This window comes from Niveibacterium terrae (genome assembly GCF_048213115.1).
In the GTDB taxonomy this organism is placed as follows: domain Bacteria; phylum Pseudomonadota; class Gammaproteobacteria; order Burkholderiales; family Rhodocyclaceae; genus Niveibacterium; species Niveibacterium terrae.
Genome location: NZ_CP172404.1, coordinates 1,652,943 through 1,669,257 on the forward strand (window position 1 = coordinate 1,652,943; position 16,315 = coordinate 1,669,257).

A 16,315-nucleotide genomic window follows, 5' to 3' on the forward strand; every position below is an offset into this window, starting at 1 on the left:
GGCTCTAGCCCCCTCATCTACCGCGTAGCGATCAATACCGGTTGCCATCATTCTTTTGGCCGAGGGGTTCATCCACATGGCGCCAACATAGCTTCTCCACTCCGAAGAACAGAGCCCAATAATCGCTCGCGCGACATCAGTCGGAGGGGAAGTCCCATCGTCAAACTGAACAGCATTCTTTGTAAGGCACCCCCTCCAAGAGTCTCCCTTTTCCGCACGGAGCTCTTCACCTGGGTCGGGAACCCCCGCTTCGCCTAAACAAAAGCTCAGGTCCTCCTTCGGTATTTCTGGCGGATTAACCCCTCTCCGAATCAAGCATTGAACATAAGCACGATCCTGCGCGTCTTCTAAGGAACTTCCCGCGCAGACATTCGACACCAGTAAAGCGGCGACGAGGTACGGTTTATATGGTTTCGTCATTTTTTCTACCTACCTGAACCGCCGCTCGGCGGCGCGCACAACCCCCACGATCCGGCATCCCGTCAGCGCCTTGATCGGGTATCGCGGATTCAAGGGCTTCAGGTACCAGTCCGCGCCGTCCTTCACCAGCTGCTTGAAAGTGGCTTCCTGGTCCCCGTTCTTGGCGATGACGTAGTCACCCGGATGCGCTTCGAGATCGGGTTCGACGATCAGCACTGTCCCCGCCGGGAAGTCCGGTTCCATTGAGTCTCCCGCCACGCGCAGCGCGAACGTGTTCTCGTGCGGCTGGACCGAGCTTTCCACCCACTCTATCGCATCGCCGATGTTAAGCAGATCGGTCGCCTCTGCGAAGTTCCCCGCCTGGACCCAAGAGATCAAAGGAATCTTTCCGCGTAGCTCTGGCCCGGCCGTGACGTTTTCGTCGTGATCGCGATCCATCCACCCCACCGGCTTGTCGCAGGCTGACTCGAGCTTTCGCGCGAGATCGGCGCCGACGCTTCTGACCTTACCGGTCCGAGATGTCGTTCCTGTTGTGATCTGGCTTATGTAGGAAGGGCTTGTCCCTGCAGCTTGCGCCAGAGACGAGACGCTTCCAGCCCCCCGGATCAGGGCCTTCAAGTTCTTCAGTCGGGTGTCTTCTACTGTCATCCCAAGAATGTAGCGCCGTGCTAATCCTCCGGCGATAGGCAGTTTGCTATTGTTTATTGCTATGCACGTTGCTAACATTGTGGTGTCATCCTCCAGAGGCATCCCATGAAACTCTCCGACCTGACCCCGACCGAGCGCCGGGAGCTTGCGACCAAGGCCGGCACGAACCCCGTCTACCTGTGGCAGTGCGCCACGGGTCGGCGCACTCCTTCGCCTCGCCTTGCCAAGAAGCTGATCGATGCGGATGGACGGTTGAGCCTGGAATCGATCTACGACACACAGAAGCAAGAGAGGGCGGCGTGATGCCCTCGCGTTTCCTTGCTGCTCCTGCTCATTCGGTTGCCGTGGAGCCATCATCACACCACGGCACTGATAACCGCAGATACGCACTGATAGGAGATTGGATCAATGGTTATCAGTGATTCTCACGCCCGGAAGGGGATGCAGCAGCTGACCCTGGCGTTTGATGCAGGCCTGACCGAGCGATTCGGTAGCCTGAAAGAGTCCGTGGCGGCCGGCGTCTATCAGCGCGGGCTCAAGCGCATGGCGGCCGACCTCGACGAAGCGCCGGGCAACCTGTCCGTGCAGCTTTCCGGCGACGGGCAGAGGAAGTTCGATCTCGATCAGCTTGAGACGTACATGCGCATCACGGGAGACAGGACACCGATCTACTACCTGATCGCGCGCTTCATCCCCAACCAGGACGCGGACCGCGAGATGGCGATGGACAAGGTCGCCAACCTCCTCGAAGGCCTTCCCCAGCTCCTTGCGTCTGCAGGATTGGCTACGACCCAGAAGAAGCGGAGGGCAGCATGACTCCCTGTGCTCTGACGCGGCCCGACCTGGAGCCGCACCTTTTCGTGCTGATCGTCGTCCTCGTCTCGCCTCACCCGGCGAATGAGTCTTTCCCGGAGGCTGCGTGATGGCCTTGGGAATCCTCATTGCTGGTCTCGTCTTCGCATTGGGCGTGCTGATCGGGGCGGCGCGATTTACGCAGGCTCTTCGTGATCTCGATTTCATGCTTCGTCGCGGATGGGGTGAGTGATGGCTGAGAACCCCTGGTTCCGCCTGTACGCCGAGTTCGCGACAGACCCGAAGGTGCAGATGCTCTCCGAGGTGAATCAGCGCCGTTACATCATGCTGTTATGCCTGCGTTGCAGTAACGGCGACGTAACGTTACACGACGAAGAAGTAGCGTTTCAGCTCCGAATCAGTAACGAGGAATGGGCAGCAACAAAGGCCGTTCTTGTCGCAAAAGGGCTCATCGGAGAGGATGGCTTGCCGTCTGCCTGGGATAGGCGCCAATACCGGTCAGACTCAAGCGCAGAGCGGGTCCGCAAGCATCGCGAAAACAAGAAACGGGCATGTAACGTTACGGTAACTGCACCAGATACAGATACAGATACAGAGGTAAACCAAAAACAAACCGTCGCGCCGGACGGCGCTCAGGTCGCTGCCGCTCCCGAGCATTCCGACGGTGAGCCCGAACAGCAGACCGGGGCAGAGACGGTCTCTCCTGCAGAACCGAAAGCGAAGACGGTCGGCGTCAAGGCGCTTGTCGCCGAGGGGGTCGATCGCAAGGTCGCCGAGGATTGGATCCTGGTCCGAAAGCAGAAGCGCTCTCCGCTGACCGAGACGGCCTGGGCGGCGACGAAGTCCGAGATCGCGAAAGCCGGCTTGTCGGTCGGAGAGGGTGTGCGGATCTGCGCGGAGCGGGTTTGGGTCGGCTTCCGTGCCGACTGGCTGCGCAACTCGGCCCATTCGGCCGCCCAGCCTTCCAGGTCGGCGCCAAGATCGATGCACGACATCCCAAAGGACTTCTCCAGATACCCCACGTCGACCGGGATCACGATTGACCCGAACGACAAATTCGAGGACATCCCGCTATGAGCGCCTTTGACTTTTCCAAGGCCGTCGGGTCATGGAAGCCTGTTGAATCCGAGTGTTCCGAGCATGGGCGATTCACTGCTTTCAGCCTTCCCGACGGATCAATCATCTGCCCGAAGTGCCACGACGCGAAGCGAGACGAAGAGGCGAAAAGGCGCTTTTTTGAGGAGCGCCGGGCGCATCTGCGCAACCTCGCCGCTCTCCCGAATCGCTTTGCGAATGCATCGTTCGGCGAGTGGGCTCCGGCGTCTGAGCGTGCCGCGCAAGTCAAGCTCTGCGTCATGAGCTACTACCGCGACATTCGCGACACGCCGCGCCAGTGGCACCCGCTGTGGCTGACTGGGCTTCTTGGCACCGGCAAGACGCACCTGCTTTGCGCGCTGGCGAACAACCTCTGCGCGGTCGGTATCTCCGCGCGCTACACGACCCTGGCTTCGATGCTCTCCGAGATCAAGGACGCGTACTCCGCTGCGGACAAGACCGAGGCCGGCCAGATCGCCAAATTTGCGAACTCGTTTGACCTGCTCGTGATCGACGAAATCGACGTGATGCGGGCGACCGACAACGACAAGGCGTTGCTTTTCGCGGTCATCAACGGTCGTTACAACGACCTGCGGGCGGTAGCGATTGCGAGCAATCAATCGCCCGACTCGCTGGGCGACTTCGTTACCGATCGTGTCGTTGATCGGCTGCGCGAGAACTCGGTTGTTTTGGTTTGTGATTGGGCTTCAGCCCGCAGCGAAAGGGCGGCATGAAATGGCAGAAAATCAGTCCGTACTGTCTGAAGAGTGGGCCTTGGCGGATCGCGAAGCACGGCGGCCCGAAGCCGGTGTATCTGCTGACGCACGACGCGAAGCCGGGGATGCTGTGCTGGGCGGAAAGCGCTCAAGCAGCGATGGATTTGGCTACCGCATTGGAATCGACCCCGGGTGCTCCGGCGCCATCGTCGTGATGGATCGGCGCTGGAATCTGATCGAGTGGGATCAGATGCCGGTGATCAAGGTCGGGAAGGCTTCACGCGTCAATGCCGCAGCCCTCGCTGAGATGCTGCGCGACTTCGATGCTGGAGAGGCCTACGTCGAGCAGGTCGGGGCAATGCCGGGGCAGGGCGTGTCGTCGATGTTCAGCTTCGGTCACGCGGCCGGGGTGGTGGCAGGCGTACTCGGCGCGCTTCTGATTCCGGTCACACTCGTGACGCCGCAGAGCTGGAAGAAGCGCGCCGCGCTGATCGGCAAGGACAAGGACGCTGCGCGCACCCGGGCGATTCAGCTCTGGCCGGCGTGGCGTGATCTCGACCTCAAAGGCAAAGGCCAGGCGCTCGCCGATGCGGCGCTGATCGCTCGTTTCGGAGGCGATCAATGATGACGACCGCGTGGGCGTGCGCTCTGTGCGGAAGAGCTACGAGAAAGCCCGCCGTCTTGATCGGAAGCGAGGCCATCGGCCCCGTATGCGCTCGGAGGGCGGGTCTCATCCAGGCTGCAAAGAAGAGCGGAAAGCTGTCGCGCGTTCAGCTGTTTCCCAGATCAAGCGCGCAACGCAGCGACACAAGGACGGGCGATCTTTTCGAGGCGATCGAGCAATGACCGTGCAGACGATCCCGCTCAACAACCCGAGCGCCCGGGGCTTCGCCTGTCGGGTGATCCAGACCGCGCCCGAAGGCTACGTCGCGATCATCCGCGAGCGAACCCGGTCGCTTGAGCAAAACGCCCGCATGTGGGCCCAGCTCGAAGACATCAGCCGTCAGGTCGATTGGTACGGGCAGCGGCTCACGAAAGAGGAGTGGAAGGACGTGTTCTCCGCTGCGCTCAAGCGCCAGAAGGTTGTTCCCGGCCTTGATGGCGGCTTCGTGGTTTGCGGTCAGCGCACGAGCAAGATGGGAAAGCGCGAGATGTCCGACCTGTTGGAGTTGATGAATGCCTTCTGCGCTGAGCGTGGCGTGAAGCTCTCGGCGCCAGAGTGGGAGCGCGACCAGATCGAGAGGGCGGCATGAAGCGCGCGCCCACCGCATCAGAGTCCCGCCACATGGGCCGTGTCGCCGCGCTCGGCTGCGTCGTCTGTCGGAATCTCGGGTTCGGCGAGACGCCCGCCCAGGTCCATCACATCCGCGAAGGCGTGGGCGCCGCCCAGCGCGCGCCGAACTGGCTGACGATCCCGCTCTGCCCGATGCACCACACGGGACCCCTCGGTTACCACGCGCTACGCGCCGCGGCGTTTGAGCGGATGTACGGGGCGACCGAGCTCGATCTGCTCAGCCAGACCCTCGAAGAGCTCTACGGAGACAGAAAATGACGATGAAAACAGTTTGCACCTTGCTGCCCGCAGATGCACGCCAGGTTTTGATCCGCGCTGCGTCCATTAAAGACAGCCCCAGCGGCCGCCGAGCAAAGGCCATTGATCGCGCCATCGATGAGGTAAAGCGCAAGTTTCCCGAGCACTTCAGGAGGACGCGATGAACGCTTTCCCGACATCCGAAATCGACCAGCTCAATGGCCGGGGTGGAATGTCTGCCCGGCTGCTCATTGCCTCTCTGGTGCTCCCTCAGGTCGTGGCGCAGCTGGGCACAGCAAAGCCGACCGATGCGGCAACCACAGCCCTTGCGCATGCCGATGCGCTGATCGCCGCGGAGGGCGGATCGTGATCCGACAGCTCAACGCACAAGGAAAATGCATCGGCGAAGATCACCCCCGTGCAGTGCTCACCGATCACGAGGTGGAGCTGATCAGGTCGATGCACGAAGACGAAGGGTTTGGTTACGGCCGTCTGGCCGCGCTCTTCGGTGTTTCGAAGACCTGCATCCAGGGCGTGTGCATCTATCGGCGCCGCGCCCAGACTGTTGAACGCTGGAAGGAAGTTCATGAAGTCGCTCACGCCTAAGCAGTCCCGGTTCGTCGATGAGTACCTGGTCGATCTGAATGGGAAGCAGGCCGCGATTCGGTCCGGGTACAGCGCGAGGACGGCCGAGGTTCAGGCATCGAAACTGCTAAGGAATCCCAAGGTGCAGCGGGCTATATCTGCTCGCATGGAATCCAGGGAACAGCGCACAGAGATCACCCAGGACATGGTGCTGCGCCGATACTGGGACATCGCGACGGCAGACCAGAACGAGCTGACGCAGTACCGGCGCACCTGCTGCCGCCACTGCTGGGGCGTCGATCACGGGTTCCAGTGGGTCGATGAGGCCGAATACCAGAAGGCGTTGGACTCGCAGAAGGAAGACGATGACGGCGCCATGCCGCCTCCGCCCGAACTGTCTGGTGGATTCGGGTTCGACTCGGCGAAAGATCCTGCTGCTGACTGTCCGCGCTGCCACGGGGAGGGTGTTGGCCAGCCCTTTGTGGCCGACACTCGCAAACTCCAAGGTCCGGCCAGGATGCTCTACGCCGGGATCAAGCAGACCAAGGAAGGCATCGAGGTGAAGACGCACGATCAGCTGGCCGCCCTGAACCAGGTCGCTCGTCACCTGGGGCTGTTCAACGACAAGCTGCAGCTCGACGTCACCGACGCGCTGGCTGACCGGCTCAAGGCCGCGCGGGAGCGCGTGAAGCGCTGATCAGGTACGCGTGGCACCCAGGCCCCGCGGCATCCTCGCCGCATGGCCGCCGCACCCGACCCTCAAGCCGAACTGATCGAGTTCATCGCATCATTCCAGCACGACCCGCTCGGGTTCGTGCTTGCCGCGTTCGAGTGGGGTTCGGGCGAGCTTGCGAAGTTCGATGGCCCGGACGAATGGCAGCGCGGCATCCTGACCGAGCTTGGCGAGAAGCTCTCGGCCGGCGAGATCTCCGCGATGGAAGCTGTTCAGATCGCAGTGGCTTCCGGGCACGGCATTGGCAAGTCAGCCCTGGTGGCCTGGCTCATCCTCTGGGCCGTCAGCACCTTCGAGGACACCAAGGGCGTCGTCACGGCCAACACCGAGAACCAGCTCAAGACCAAGACCTGGGCAGAGCTGGCGAAGTGGTACCGGTTGTGCATCACCCGAGATTGGTTCGTCTTTACTGCCACAGCGTTGTTCTCGTGCGATGTCGAGCACGAGAAGACCTGGCGCATCGACATGATCCCGTGGAGTGAGCGCAACACAGAAGCGTTCGCCGGCCTGCACAACAAAGGAAAGCGCATCCTGCTGGTGTTCGACGAGGCATCCTCGATCCCCGATTTGATCTGGGAGGTGTCAGAGGGCGCGCTGACCGATGAGGGAACGGAGATCGTCTGGTGCTGTTTCGGCAACCCGACGAAGAACACCGGCCGCTTCCGAGAGTGCTTCGGGAAGTTTCGCCACCGGTGGAGCACACGCCAGATCGACAGCCGAACGGTCGCGATGACGAATAAGGCCCAGCTCGCGAAGTGGGTAGCCGACTATGGAGAGGACTCGGACTTTGTGCGCGTGCGGGTGCGCGGCGTGTTTCCGAGTGCCTCGAGCAACCAGCTGATCGGCTCCGATGCCATCGAGGTGGCGCAGAAGCGTTCCTACAAGATCGAACTCTTTGAGCGTGCCCCCGACATCCTCGGTGTCGATGTGGCGCGCCAGGGCGATGACAGCTCGGTGATTGCCCGGCGAAAGGGAAAGATCGCGTTCCCGCTTCGCCAGATGCGCATCCCCGACACGATGCGGGTTGCTAGTCAGGTCGCGATCGCCGGGGATGCCTGCGACATGGGCGCCTGTTTCGTCGATGCGACGGGTGGCTACGGGGTGGGTGTTATCGACGCGCTGCGCGGGATGGGGCGTGATCCCGTTGAGGTCTATTTCAGCGGAAAGGCGATCGACCCGCGCTACTTCAACAAGCGCAGCGAGATGTACTTCGAACTCGCGAAGTGGATCGAGTCGGGCGGCCAGCTTCCGGACGACGTGGAGCTGGCCGAGGAACTGGCCGCGATTACCTACACCTTCCAGGGCGACAAGTTCCGGCTTTGCGACAAGGACGACATCAAGGCTGCGATAGGTCGCTCGCCTGACAAAGCGGACGCGCTCGCGCTGACCTTCGCATTCCCGGTAGCCAGCAGAAAGAGAGTTCTTCCGGGCGTATCGGACGGCGGTCGCCGCAGGGTGCTCGACTACGACCCGATGGCCTCTATCTGAGGGTACGCGTGGCGGAGCGGCTCTGCCGCAGCATTTCCGGCATGCAAATCCGCCCGATCCGCTTCTCTGACTTTGCCGAGCGTGCCCAGGAGCTTGCCCGCGATCACTGGCAAGAGACCGAGAGCGCGTTTTCCGGAAATCCGCCCGCGTTGGATGTTCCCGCCTACCTGACCCTTGAGCGCGCCGGAGCGCTGCTTTTGCTTGGTGCTTTCGATGGCGAAGAACTGATCGGCTACTCGGCCGCAACGCTCTGCCGACACCCGCACTACGGATTCCCCTGCGCATTCCACGATGGCCTGTTCCTCGCTCGCGAGCACCGGCACGGCATGGCCGGCGTGCGCCTGGTGCGCGCTACAGAGTCCGAGGCAAAGGCGCTCGGCGCGCGGGGGATCTCCTGGCACGCGAAGCGCGGCTCGCCGTTTGAGGTGCTGATCGAGCGTCTTGGAGCAAGCCCGATCGAGACTGTTTTCTGGAAGGAGCTTTGACATGCCCGCCGCTCTCCCTTACATCGCAATGGCTGTTGCTGCAGCCGGGTCAATGGCTGCGGCCGACTCCAGCCGTAGCGCACAAAACAGAGCCGGAGATATCGCAAAAGCGAACGCCAAGCAGGCCGCCGACCAGGCTGACCAGCAGATGAACGCGTCGCGCAACAACTCCCCCGACATCGGCGCAATGCTCAGTTCGAACGAGCAGCAGGCCAAGGGCGGCGTAAGCGGGACGATGCTTACCGGCTCTGGTGGCGTTGATCCAGGGTCTTTGCAACTGGGCAAGACCACGTTGCTGGGCGGCTGAGAGATGGCAGATAGCTCACGGCAACTCCTCATCAAGCGACTTGGAACGCTCAAGACCGAGCGCGCATCATGGTGGGCGCACTGGAAAGAGCTGTCCGACTATCTGCTTCCGCGCTCTGGCCGTTTCTTCGTCCAGGACCGTGACAAGGGCCAGCGGCGCCACAACGCGATCTACGACAGCACTGGGACACGAGCGGCACGCACGCTGGCCGCCGGCATGATGGCTGGCATGACGAGTCCGGCCCGTCCATGGTTCAGGCTAGCGACACCCGACAAGAGCCTTGAGAGCTATGCGCCGGTCAAGCAATGGCTGTTTCAAACTACGCGCGCGATGCAAGACGTGTTCGAGCGCTCCAACACCTACCGCACTCTGCACCAGCTCTACGAGGAGCTGGGCGTGTTCGGGACAGCGGCGACTGTCGTTCTTGAGGACTACCAGAGCGTCGTGCTTCACTATCCGGTGACTGTCGGCGAGTTCTGCGTCGCCCAGGACTACCGGGGAAGCGTCGATACGCTCTACCGCGAGTTTCAGAAGACGGTTGGCCAGATGGTTGATGAGTTCGGGATCGACGCGGTCAGCCCGACCGTCAAGAGCTTGTTCGACCGCGGGAATCTGGAAGCATGGGTCACCGTGGTTCATGCGATCGAGCCGCGCCGCGATCGCGACCCGAGAGCGCGCGACGCGAAGAACATGCCGTGGCGATCGATCTACTTCGAGTACGGCGCCGGCGGCGACAAGCTGTTGCGCGAGTCCGGCTTCAAGCGCTTCCCGGCGCTCGTTCCGCGCTGGGCCACGGCCGGCGGCGACATCTACGGAAACAGCCCGGGCATGGAAGCGCTGGGCGACGTGAAGCAGCTCCAGCAGGAGCAGCTGAGGAAGAGTCAGGGCATCGACTACAAGACGAACCCGCCGCTGCAGGTCCCGGCGTCGATGAAGAACCGGGACGTGGAGCGGCTGCCTGGTGGTGTGAGCTACGTCGACGCGACAACCGCGCAGGCGGGAATCCGCACGGCGTTCGAGGTCAATCTCGACCTCTCCCATCTGCTCCAGGATATCCAGGATGTGCGCCAGCGCATCAACGGCGCCTTCTACGCCGATCTCTTCCTGATGCTGGCCAACAGCACCGACCCGCGCATGACGGCGACCGAGGTTGCCGAGCGGCACGAAGAGAAGATGCTGATGCTGGGGCCGGTCGTCGAGCGTCTGAACAACGAACTGCTAAACCCGCTGATCGATACGACCTTCGATCGGATGCTTGCGGCCGGCATCGTTCCGCCCCCTCCGCCCGAGCTGCATGGCCAGGATCTGCAGGTCGAATACACGTCGATGCTGGCCCAGGCTCAACGCGCGATCGCCAGCAACAGCGTTGATCGCTTCGTCTCGACGCTGGGCCAGGTGGCCCAGATCAAGCCCGAAGTGCTCGACAAGCTCGATGCGGATGCTTGGGCGGACGCCTACGCCGACATGCTGGCCATCGACCCTGAGCTGATCGTCGCAAGCGACAAGGTGGCCCTGATCCGCCAGCAGCGCGCGCAGGCCCAGCAGCAACAGGCCCAGCAGGCGCAGCAGGCACAGGCCGCAGATTCGATGCAGAAGCTGGGGCAGATCTCTACCCAAGGCGGCGCGAGCAATGCCGGCGCAGACGTGATGAACATGTTCAGCGGCTACGGGGCGCCGCAGGGCGGGGCCTGACCGGTTTCGCCGCAGGGGTACGCGTGGCGCTCCAACCCCGCGCGATCCTCTCGCCCATGGCACAGCACTATGACCCGACCAACATCAGAGCGCTCGACGACGCACAAGCCGAACAGGCCGAGCGCGATCGCCTCGCTCAGGAGTCTGAGGATGGGGATGTGCGGTGGCTGATGGGCAGCAAGAGAGGGCGCCGGATCGTCTGGCGCTTGCTGGATCGGGCCGGCGTGTTCCGGCTCTCGTTCAATACCAACGCGATGGCGATGGCCTTCGCTGAGGGGAACCGGAACGAGGGCCTTCGCACGATCGCGCTGATCCACCGCTGCTGCCCCGATCTCTACCCGACGATGTTGAGAGAGGCAGCAAATGAGCGATCCGGAAACGCAGACGGCCGCAACGACCACTGAAGGCCAGACGCAAACCGAAGCACAAGCCGCGGCAGCGGCTCCCGAGACGGCGGCCCAGCAGGCCGAGCAGAGCTTGCTCACCAGCGCAGAAACGAAAGCCGCCGCGCCGGCGGAGCAGACCCAGCAGGCAGCGCCCAGGGCGCCCGAGAAGTACGAGTTCAAGCTGCCCGACGGCAACGCCGCACTGAGCGGAGAGACGCTAACTGCGTTCGAGGACGTCGCCCGAGAGCTGGATCTTCCGCAGGACCAGGCTCAGAAGGTGATCGACAAGCTGGCACCCGCCATCGCGGCGCAGAACGCGGCGGCCTTCGATCAGGCGAAAACCGACTGGGCGAGCGCTTCAAGCTCGGACAAGGAATTCGGCGGCGACAAGCTCACCGAGAACCTCGCCGTGGCGAAGAAGGCGGTCGATCAGTTCGCCTCGCCCGATCTGCGCAAGCTGCTCGAATCCTCCGGTTTCGGCAATCACCCCGAGGTAGTGCGGCTCTTCTATCGCGTTGGGCAGCGGATCAGCGAGGACAAGTTCGTCTCCGGTGGAACGCGCGGGGCAACCAGGAATTCGGCCGCGGCCGTTTTGTACGACAACACGCAATCCTGAACGAGGTAACGCATGGCGACTCTTCCCACCAACACCGGCCGCAACACCCTTCTGGATGTGGCCAAGTCGTTTGGCCCCGATGGCAAGGTTGCCACCGTGGCCGAGCTGCTCAACCAGAGCAACGAGATCATCTCGTACATGAACTTCATCGAGGGCAACCTTCCGACCGGGCACAAGGGCGTCGTGCGTACCGGCCTGCCGACGGTGGCTCTGCGCGCCTTCTACAAGGGCGTGAAGGTGTCGAAGTCCGGCCGCTCGACTATCGAGGACGTCTGCGCGATGGCCGAAGGCCGCAATGAGATCGACAAGGATCTCGCGGATCTGAACGGCAACGCCCAAGCCTTCCGGCTCTCCGAGAGTCTGGCCTTCGTCGAGGCGATGAACCAGACCTTCGCGCAGCAGATCATCTATGGCGACACCTCGGTGAACCCGGACGGAGTGCTGGGCCTGACTCCGCGCTACAACTCGCTGTCGGCGCAGTCCGGCGCGAACGTCATCGATGCGGGCGGCACAGGCTCCGACAACACCTCGATCTGGCTGGTGTGCTGGGGCGAGAACACCGTGACCGGCATCTACCCGAAAGGCTCGCAAGCCGGTCTCACCCAGCAGGACCTCGGCGAGATCGATGCTTTCGACGACAACAACGACCGCTTCCGCGCCTACGGCGAAATCTGGAAGTGGAAGTTCGGCCTGCACGTGAAGGACTGGCGCTACGCGGTGCGCATCGCGAACGTCGATGTGTCCGATACCGTCGGCCAGACCGGAACCCAGGCCATCACCGCGGCGACCTGGATCAACAAGCTGATGATCAAGGCCATGGCGCGCATCCCGTCGATGGGCATGGGCACCGCCACCTTCCTGGCTTCCCGCACGGTCAAGGAAATGCTCGCGATCGGCGCGCTGGACAAGAGCCAGAACGCGCTGTCCTTCACGGCCGCCGCCCAGCAGTACGGCACCGTCGCCCCCGGTTCGGTGGCGGGGCAGGGCACCGGCATCCAGGGCGGACAGCTGATGTTCATGGGCGTTCCGGTCCTGACCGTCGATCAGATCCTCGCAACCGAAGCCCGCGTGGTTTAAGGAGAACGCAATGGGAATGCTTGACTCTCAACTGAAACTCGCGACGGCTCAGGCCGCTACCTCGGTCGGCGACACCTCCAGCACCAACATCTACGACACCGGATCCGCCAACTCGTCCGAGATCGGGATGACAGGCGAGAACCTGTGGGTTCAGGCCTTCGTCTCGACGGCGGCCACTTCGGGCGGATCGGCGACGCTGCAGGCTGTTCTTCAGGACTCGGCGGACGGATCGACTTTCGCTGACGTCCTGGCCGGACCGGTCGTCGCTCTGGCCAGCCTGACCGCCGGCGCCCAGCTGCTCCAGGTTCAGCCGCCGACCGGCACGCGCCGTTACCTGCGCGTGGCCTGGCGTATCGGAACCGCGGCGCTGACCGCCGGGGCCTTCACCGCCTACGTCAGCAACGCGATCCAGCGCAACGTCGCGCGCCAGTCCGGCTTCACCGTTCAGTAAGGAGGAATAGCTGTGGAAGTCATTGCGAGCAAGACGGGGTTTTACGGACAGCTGCGCGAAGCCGGTGAGGTGTTCGAAGTTCCGGACAACGAGCAGAAGTCGAGCTGGTTCTCGCCCAAGCGCAAGCGCGGCAAGAGCGCTCAGGGCGAAGGCGAAGATGCGCAGCAGGGCGATCAGCAGCTCGTGTAACCGTTTCTCCTGTGGGTGGTCTTCCCGGGGGCCTTGCGCCCCCGCTTTTTTAGGGGATCCAGATGGCCTCTGTCGTCGATATCTGCAACTTGGCGCTCTCGCACATCGGGGATGAGGCGTCGGTGTCGAGCATCGATCCGCCCGAGAATTCCGCTCAGGCCCAGTACTGCGCACGCTTCTACCCGATCGCGCGCGACACGACGATCGAGCGCCACACCTGGGGGTTCTCGACTTCCAGGATGGTTCTTGCGCAGGTGCAGAACGAATGGTCGGAGTGGGACTACGCCTACGCGGAACCGGCCGGTGCGGTGAATATCATCGCCGTACTACCTCCCTACGCGCTTGATGACTACAGCGAATCTGTTTCAACCGCGTTTTCTGCCTCTGGCGTTCCGTCTTCGGCCGGTGGCCGGTATGTACCTCAGCCCTATTCGTGCGAGATCAACAGCTCCGGCGCTCAGGTCATCCTGACCGACCAGGCGGATGCGGTCCTGCGGTATACCCGCATCGTCGAGGACCCGACGCAGTTCTCGCCGCTTTTCGTTGATGCCGTCGGCTTCCTGCTTGCGAGCTATCTTGCTGGACCGATCATCAAGGGAGTTGAGGGCGCGCAGATGGCAGCAGCCATGCTCAAAGCGTTCCGCGAGGTGCTCAAGGAGGCGCGCGAGTCGGACGCCGGGCAGCGCCGCGTGCAGCCCATCCACAACGTCTCATGGATCGTCGGGAGGTGAGATGAGCGCACGGACTCAGCAACGATCGTTCGCGGGCGGTGAGGTCACCCCGGAGTTCTGGGCGCACATCGACGACGCCAAGTACCAAAGCGGTCTGGCGAAGTGCCGGAACTTCATCGTCCTTCCGCACGGGCCCGCCCAGAACAGGCCGGGGACTCGGTTTGTTCGAGAAGTAAAAGCATCCGTTTACCCAACGCGGCTGATCCCATTTACATACAGCTCGACCCAGACGATCGTGATCGAAGTCGGGCAAGGCTACTTCAGGTTTCACACCCAGGGCGCCACGATCACGACAGACGGGACGACGCCGTACGAGGTAAGCAATCCGTACCACGCCGAAGACCTCTTCGAGATCAAGTACGTCCAGTCAGCAGACGTACTGACGCTGACTCATCCTGGATACCAGCCGCTTGAGCTGCGCCGGCTTGGCGCGACAAACTGGACGCTCTCGACGATCAGCTTTGTGTCGGCACTGCCCGCCCCATCTTCAGTGTCTGTTTCGGCAACTCTGGCGTCGTCTCCGTCCGGGCTTGTGACCTATTCCTATGTGGTCACCGCGGTGAATGATTCGGCCCTCGACGAATCCCCGCAAAGCTCAGTCAGCTTAAATGGTGCGTCACTTCCTTTGAACGCAGCAGGAGGAACAACGCCGGGCATTACCATTTCGACGCCGGCCGTGCTCAACACTCCAGTCACGCATAACCTTGCGGAAGGCGATGCGATAGACCTTTCAAGCACGGGCCTGACGGGCGTCGACGGGACTTGGTATGTCACAGCGCCAGGCGACAAATACTTCAGCGTGAAGAATTCATCCGGTGCTTTGCTTAGCACAGTTGGCACGGGCACTTACAGCGGGACCGGACAATATCGGCTTCACGGATGCAAGAACAACCTGCTGCAGACAGGGGCAAGCAACGCAATTTCGTGGCCTACCGTTGCTGGCGCGAAGCGTTACTACATCTACAAGTTTAGCAATGGGCTCTACGGATACATTGGGCAGACCGAGCAAACCAGCTTCGTCGATTCGGACATCACTGCGGACGTGAGCAAGACGCCACCTCAGCAGCAATCCCCATTCTCAGGAGCCGGTAACTACCCTGGCGCGGTCAGCTACTTCGAGCAGCGCCGGTGCTTTGCCGGGACGACATCAAAACCTCAGACGCTTTGGATGACGCGCTCAGGCACTGAATCCAACATGTCCTACTCGCTCCCCACACGGGACGACGACGCGATCACGTTCCGAGTCGCGGCGCGCGAGGCGAACACGATCCGGCACATCGTTCCGCTCTCGAACCTCGTGCTGCTGACTGGGTCAGCCGAGTGGCGCGTGACCAGCCTGAACAGCGACGCGATCACCCCGAGCACGGTCAGTGTTCGGCCTCAGTCCTTCATTGGCGCGAACAATGTCTCGCCACTGATCATCAACAACAACCTGATCTATGCCGCGGCGCGCGGCGGCCACATTCGCGAGCTCGCCTATGCCTGGCAGTCGAGCGGATATGTGACGGGGGATCTGTCGCTGCGCGCGCCGCACCTCTTCGACAATCTCGACATAGTTGATGCGGCGTTTGCGAAGAGCCCTCAGCCGATCGCTTGGTTTGTTTCGAGCAACGGCAAGCTGTTGGGGCTGACCTACGTTCCCGAGCAGCAGGTGGGAGCTTGGCACCAGCACGACACCGACGGCGTTTTTGAGAGCGTCGCCGTCGTCGCAGAAGGCAGCTACGATGCGGTCTATGTGGTTGTGCGCAGAACGATCAACGGCGCGTCGGTTCGCTACATCGAGCGCTTTGCCCCGCGCCTGTTCGACGCAGCAGAAGACGCCTTCTTCGTTGATTGCGGCGCGACCTACGCCGGTGGCGCGCCGGTGACGACGATATCGGGCCTGACGTGGCTGGAGGGGAAGACGGTTTCTATCCTTGCTGACGGAGCGGTGATGCCGCAGCGAGTCGTGTCAGGAGGTGCGATCACGCTGGATCAGCCAGCATCTACCGTACACATTGGCTTGCCTATCACTGCCGACATCCAGACCCTACCGCTGGCGCTGCAGGTTGATTCAGGGTTTGGCCAGGGCAGACCAAAGAACGTCAGCCGGGTGTGGCTGCGCGTGTACCGATCCGGAGGTATATGGGCCGGGCCGTCCGAGGACAGACTCTCCGAGGTCAAGCCGCGCCGGTATGAGGACTACGGCGCCGCGCCCGGCCTGCGCACCGAGGAGCTTGGTCTTGCGGTTCCAGCATCGTGGTCGGACGGGGGAAGTATTATCGTCCGACAGATTGACCCGCTTCCGCTGACGATTTGCGGAATGACGCTTGAGGTATCCGTCGGAGGAGGCTGAGCGGTACGCGTGGCCGA

At 62.4% G+C, this 16,315-nt stretch carries 24 protein-coding genes; 23 read left to right on the top strand and 1 reads right to left on the bottom strand.

The features are described 5' to 3' along the window. Positions 1–429: 429 nt before the first annotated feature. Entirely contained in the window at positions 430–858 is a 429-nt protein-coding gene (locus tag ACHFB9_RS07600) for a LexA family protein (RefSeq protein ID WP_417070790.1), read from the bottom strand. 315 nt (positions 859–1,173) lie between these two features. On the opposite strand from ACHFB9_RS07600, the gene ACHFB9_RS07605 reads away from it, so the two are divergent. The 23 genes from ACHFB9_RS07605 to ACHFB9_RS07715 all read left to right on the top strand — a co-directional run bounded on the left by ACHFB9_RS07605 (position 1,174) and on the right by ACHFB9_RS07715 (position 16,298). Further along, positions 1,174–1,371, top strand: coding sequence for a hypothetical protein (locus tag ACHFB9_RS07605; protein WP_417070792.1), 198 nt, complete (start codon positions 1,174–1,176; stop codon positions 1,369–1,371). 138 nt (positions 1,372–1,509) lie between these two features. Then, on the top strand, positions 1,510–1,884 hold the full coding sequence (locus ACHFB9_RS07610) for a hypothetical protein (RefSeq protein WP_417070794.1): 375 nt from the start codon (positions 1,510–1,512) through the stop codon (positions 1,882–1,884). A gap of 106 nt (positions 1,885–1,990) precedes the next feature. Continuing rightward, positions 1,991–2,113 carry a hypothetical protein gene (locus ACHFB9_RS07615; RefSeq protein ID WP_417070796.1) on the top strand — a complete coding sequence of 41 codons (123 nt, stop codon included), beginning with the start codon at positions 1,991–1,993 and terminating at the stop codon, positions 2,111–2,113. Further along, positions 2,113–2,958, top strand: a complete 846-nt coding sequence (locus ACHFB9_RS07620) for a hypothetical protein (protein ID WP_417070797.1) — start codon at positions 2,113–2,115, stop codon at positions 2,956–2,958. The genes ACHFB9_RS07615 and ACHFB9_RS07620 overlap by 1 nt, the downstream gene beginning before the upstream one ends. Beyond that, positions 2,955–3,710 (top strand): ATP-binding protein, encoded by a 756-nt coding sequence (locus tag ACHFB9_RS07625; RefSeq protein ID WP_417070799.1) that lies wholly within the window; start codon positions 2,955–2,957, stop codon positions 3,708–3,710. Before ACHFB9_RS07620 ends, ACHFB9_RS07625 begins: the two co-directional genes overlap by 4 nt. Position 3,711: 1 nt before the next feature. After that, a complete protein-coding gene (locus ACHFB9_RS07630) occupies positions 3,712–4,317 on the top strand; it encodes a hypothetical protein (protein ID WP_417070801.1) in 606 nt (201 codons plus the stop codon). Positions 4,318–4,534: 217 nt separating this feature from the next. Next, positions 4,535–4,945 (top strand): recombination protein NinB, encoded by a 411-nt coding sequence (locus ACHFB9_RS07635; protein ID WP_417070803.1) that lies wholly within the window; start codon positions 4,535–4,537, stop codon positions 4,943–4,945. Then, entirely contained in the window at positions 4,942–5,244 is a 303-nt protein-coding gene (locus tag ACHFB9_RS07640) for a Ref family recombination enhancement nuclease (protein ID WP_417070804.1), read from the top strand. The genes ACHFB9_RS07635 and ACHFB9_RS07640 overlap by 4 nt, the downstream gene beginning before the upstream one ends. After that, positions 5,241–5,408: a hypothetical protein gene (locus ACHFB9_RS07645; RefSeq protein ID WP_417070806.1), complete on the top strand. Its 168-nt coding sequence runs from the start codon at positions 5,241–5,243 to the stop codon at positions 5,406–5,408. The genes ACHFB9_RS07640 and ACHFB9_RS07645 overlap by 4 nt, the downstream gene beginning before the upstream one ends. Continuing rightward, positions 5,405–5,593, top strand: coding sequence for a hypothetical protein (locus ACHFB9_RS07650; RefSeq protein WP_417070807.1), 189 nt, complete (start codon positions 5,405–5,407; stop codon positions 5,591–5,593). Before ACHFB9_RS07645 ends, ACHFB9_RS07650 begins: the two co-directional genes overlap by 4 nt. Beyond that, on the top strand, positions 5,590–5,829 hold the full coding sequence (locus ACHFB9_RS07655) for a hypothetical protein (RefSeq protein ID WP_417070809.1): 240 nt from the start codon (positions 5,590–5,592) through the stop codon (positions 5,827–5,829). Before ACHFB9_RS07650 ends, ACHFB9_RS07655 begins: the two co-directional genes overlap by 4 nt. Further along, complete coding sequence (locus ACHFB9_RS07660; RefSeq protein WP_417070810.1) at positions 5,810–6,505, top strand: terminase small subunit; 696 nt, start codon at positions 5,810–5,812, stop codon at positions 6,503–6,505. Before ACHFB9_RS07655 ends, ACHFB9_RS07660 begins: the two co-directional genes overlap by 20 nt. 42 nt (positions 6,506–6,547) lie before the next feature. After that, positions 6,548–8,029, top strand: coding sequence for a hypothetical protein (locus tag ACHFB9_RS07665; protein WP_417070812.1), 1,482 nt, complete (start codon positions 6,548–6,550; stop codon positions 8,027–8,029). A 41-nt stretch (positions 8,030–8,070) separates the two neighbouring features. Further along, positions 8,071–8,514, top strand: a complete 444-nt coding sequence (locus ACHFB9_RS07670) for a GNAT family N-acetyltransferase (protein WP_417070814.1) — start codon at positions 8,071–8,073, stop codon at positions 8,512–8,514. A 1-nt stretch (position 8,515) separates the two neighbouring features. Further along, positions 8,516–8,821 carry a hypothetical protein gene (locus ACHFB9_RS07675; protein WP_417070815.1) on the top strand — a complete coding sequence of 102 codons (306 nt, stop codon included), beginning with the start codon at positions 8,516–8,518 and terminating at the stop codon, positions 8,819–8,821. 3 nt (positions 8,822–8,824) lie between these two features. Then, positions 8,825–10,513, top strand: a complete 1,689-nt coding sequence (locus ACHFB9_RS07680; protein WP_417070817.1) for a portal protein — start codon at positions 8,825–8,827, stop codon at positions 10,511–10,513. A gap of 23 nt (positions 10,514–10,536) precedes the next feature. Then, positions 10,537–10,917, top strand: a complete 381-nt coding sequence (locus ACHFB9_RS07685) for a hypothetical protein (RefSeq protein WP_417070819.1) — start codon at positions 10,537–10,539, stop codon at positions 10,915–10,917. Beyond that, entirely contained in the window at positions 10,877–11,515 is a 639-nt protein-coding gene (locus ACHFB9_RS07690) for a hypothetical protein (protein WP_417070821.1), read from the top strand. The genes ACHFB9_RS07685 and ACHFB9_RS07690 overlap by 41 nt, the downstream gene beginning before the upstream one ends. A 12-nt stretch (positions 11,516–11,527) precedes the next feature. After that, a complete protein-coding gene (locus ACHFB9_RS07695) occupies positions 11,528–12,592 on the top strand; it encodes a major capsid protein (protein ID WP_417070823.1) in 1,065 nt (354 codons plus the stop codon). A gap of 10 nt (positions 12,593–12,602) precedes the next feature. Next, positions 12,603–13,043, top strand: a complete 441-nt coding sequence (locus tag ACHFB9_RS07700; protein WP_417070824.1) for a Bbp16 family capsid cement protein — start codon at positions 12,603–12,605, stop codon at positions 13,041–13,043. Positions 13,044–13,055: 12 nt separating this feature from the next. Further along, positions 13,056–13,232 carry a hypothetical protein gene (locus ACHFB9_RS07705; protein WP_417070826.1) on the top strand — a complete coding sequence of 59 codons (177 nt, stop codon included), beginning with the start codon at positions 13,056–13,058 and terminating at the stop codon, positions 13,230–13,232. A gap of 62 nt (positions 13,233–13,294) precedes the next feature. Then, a complete protein-coding gene (locus tag ACHFB9_RS07710) occupies positions 13,295–13,963 on the top strand; it encodes a hypothetical protein (protein ID WP_417070828.1) in 669 nt (222 codons plus the stop codon). A 1-nt stretch (position 13,964) separates the two neighbouring features. Next, positions 13,965–16,298, top strand: coding sequence for a hypothetical protein (locus ACHFB9_RS07715; RefSeq protein WP_417070830.1), 2,334 nt, complete (start codon positions 13,965–13,967; stop codon positions 16,296–16,298). Positions 16,299–16,315 lie beyond the last annotated feature (17 nt).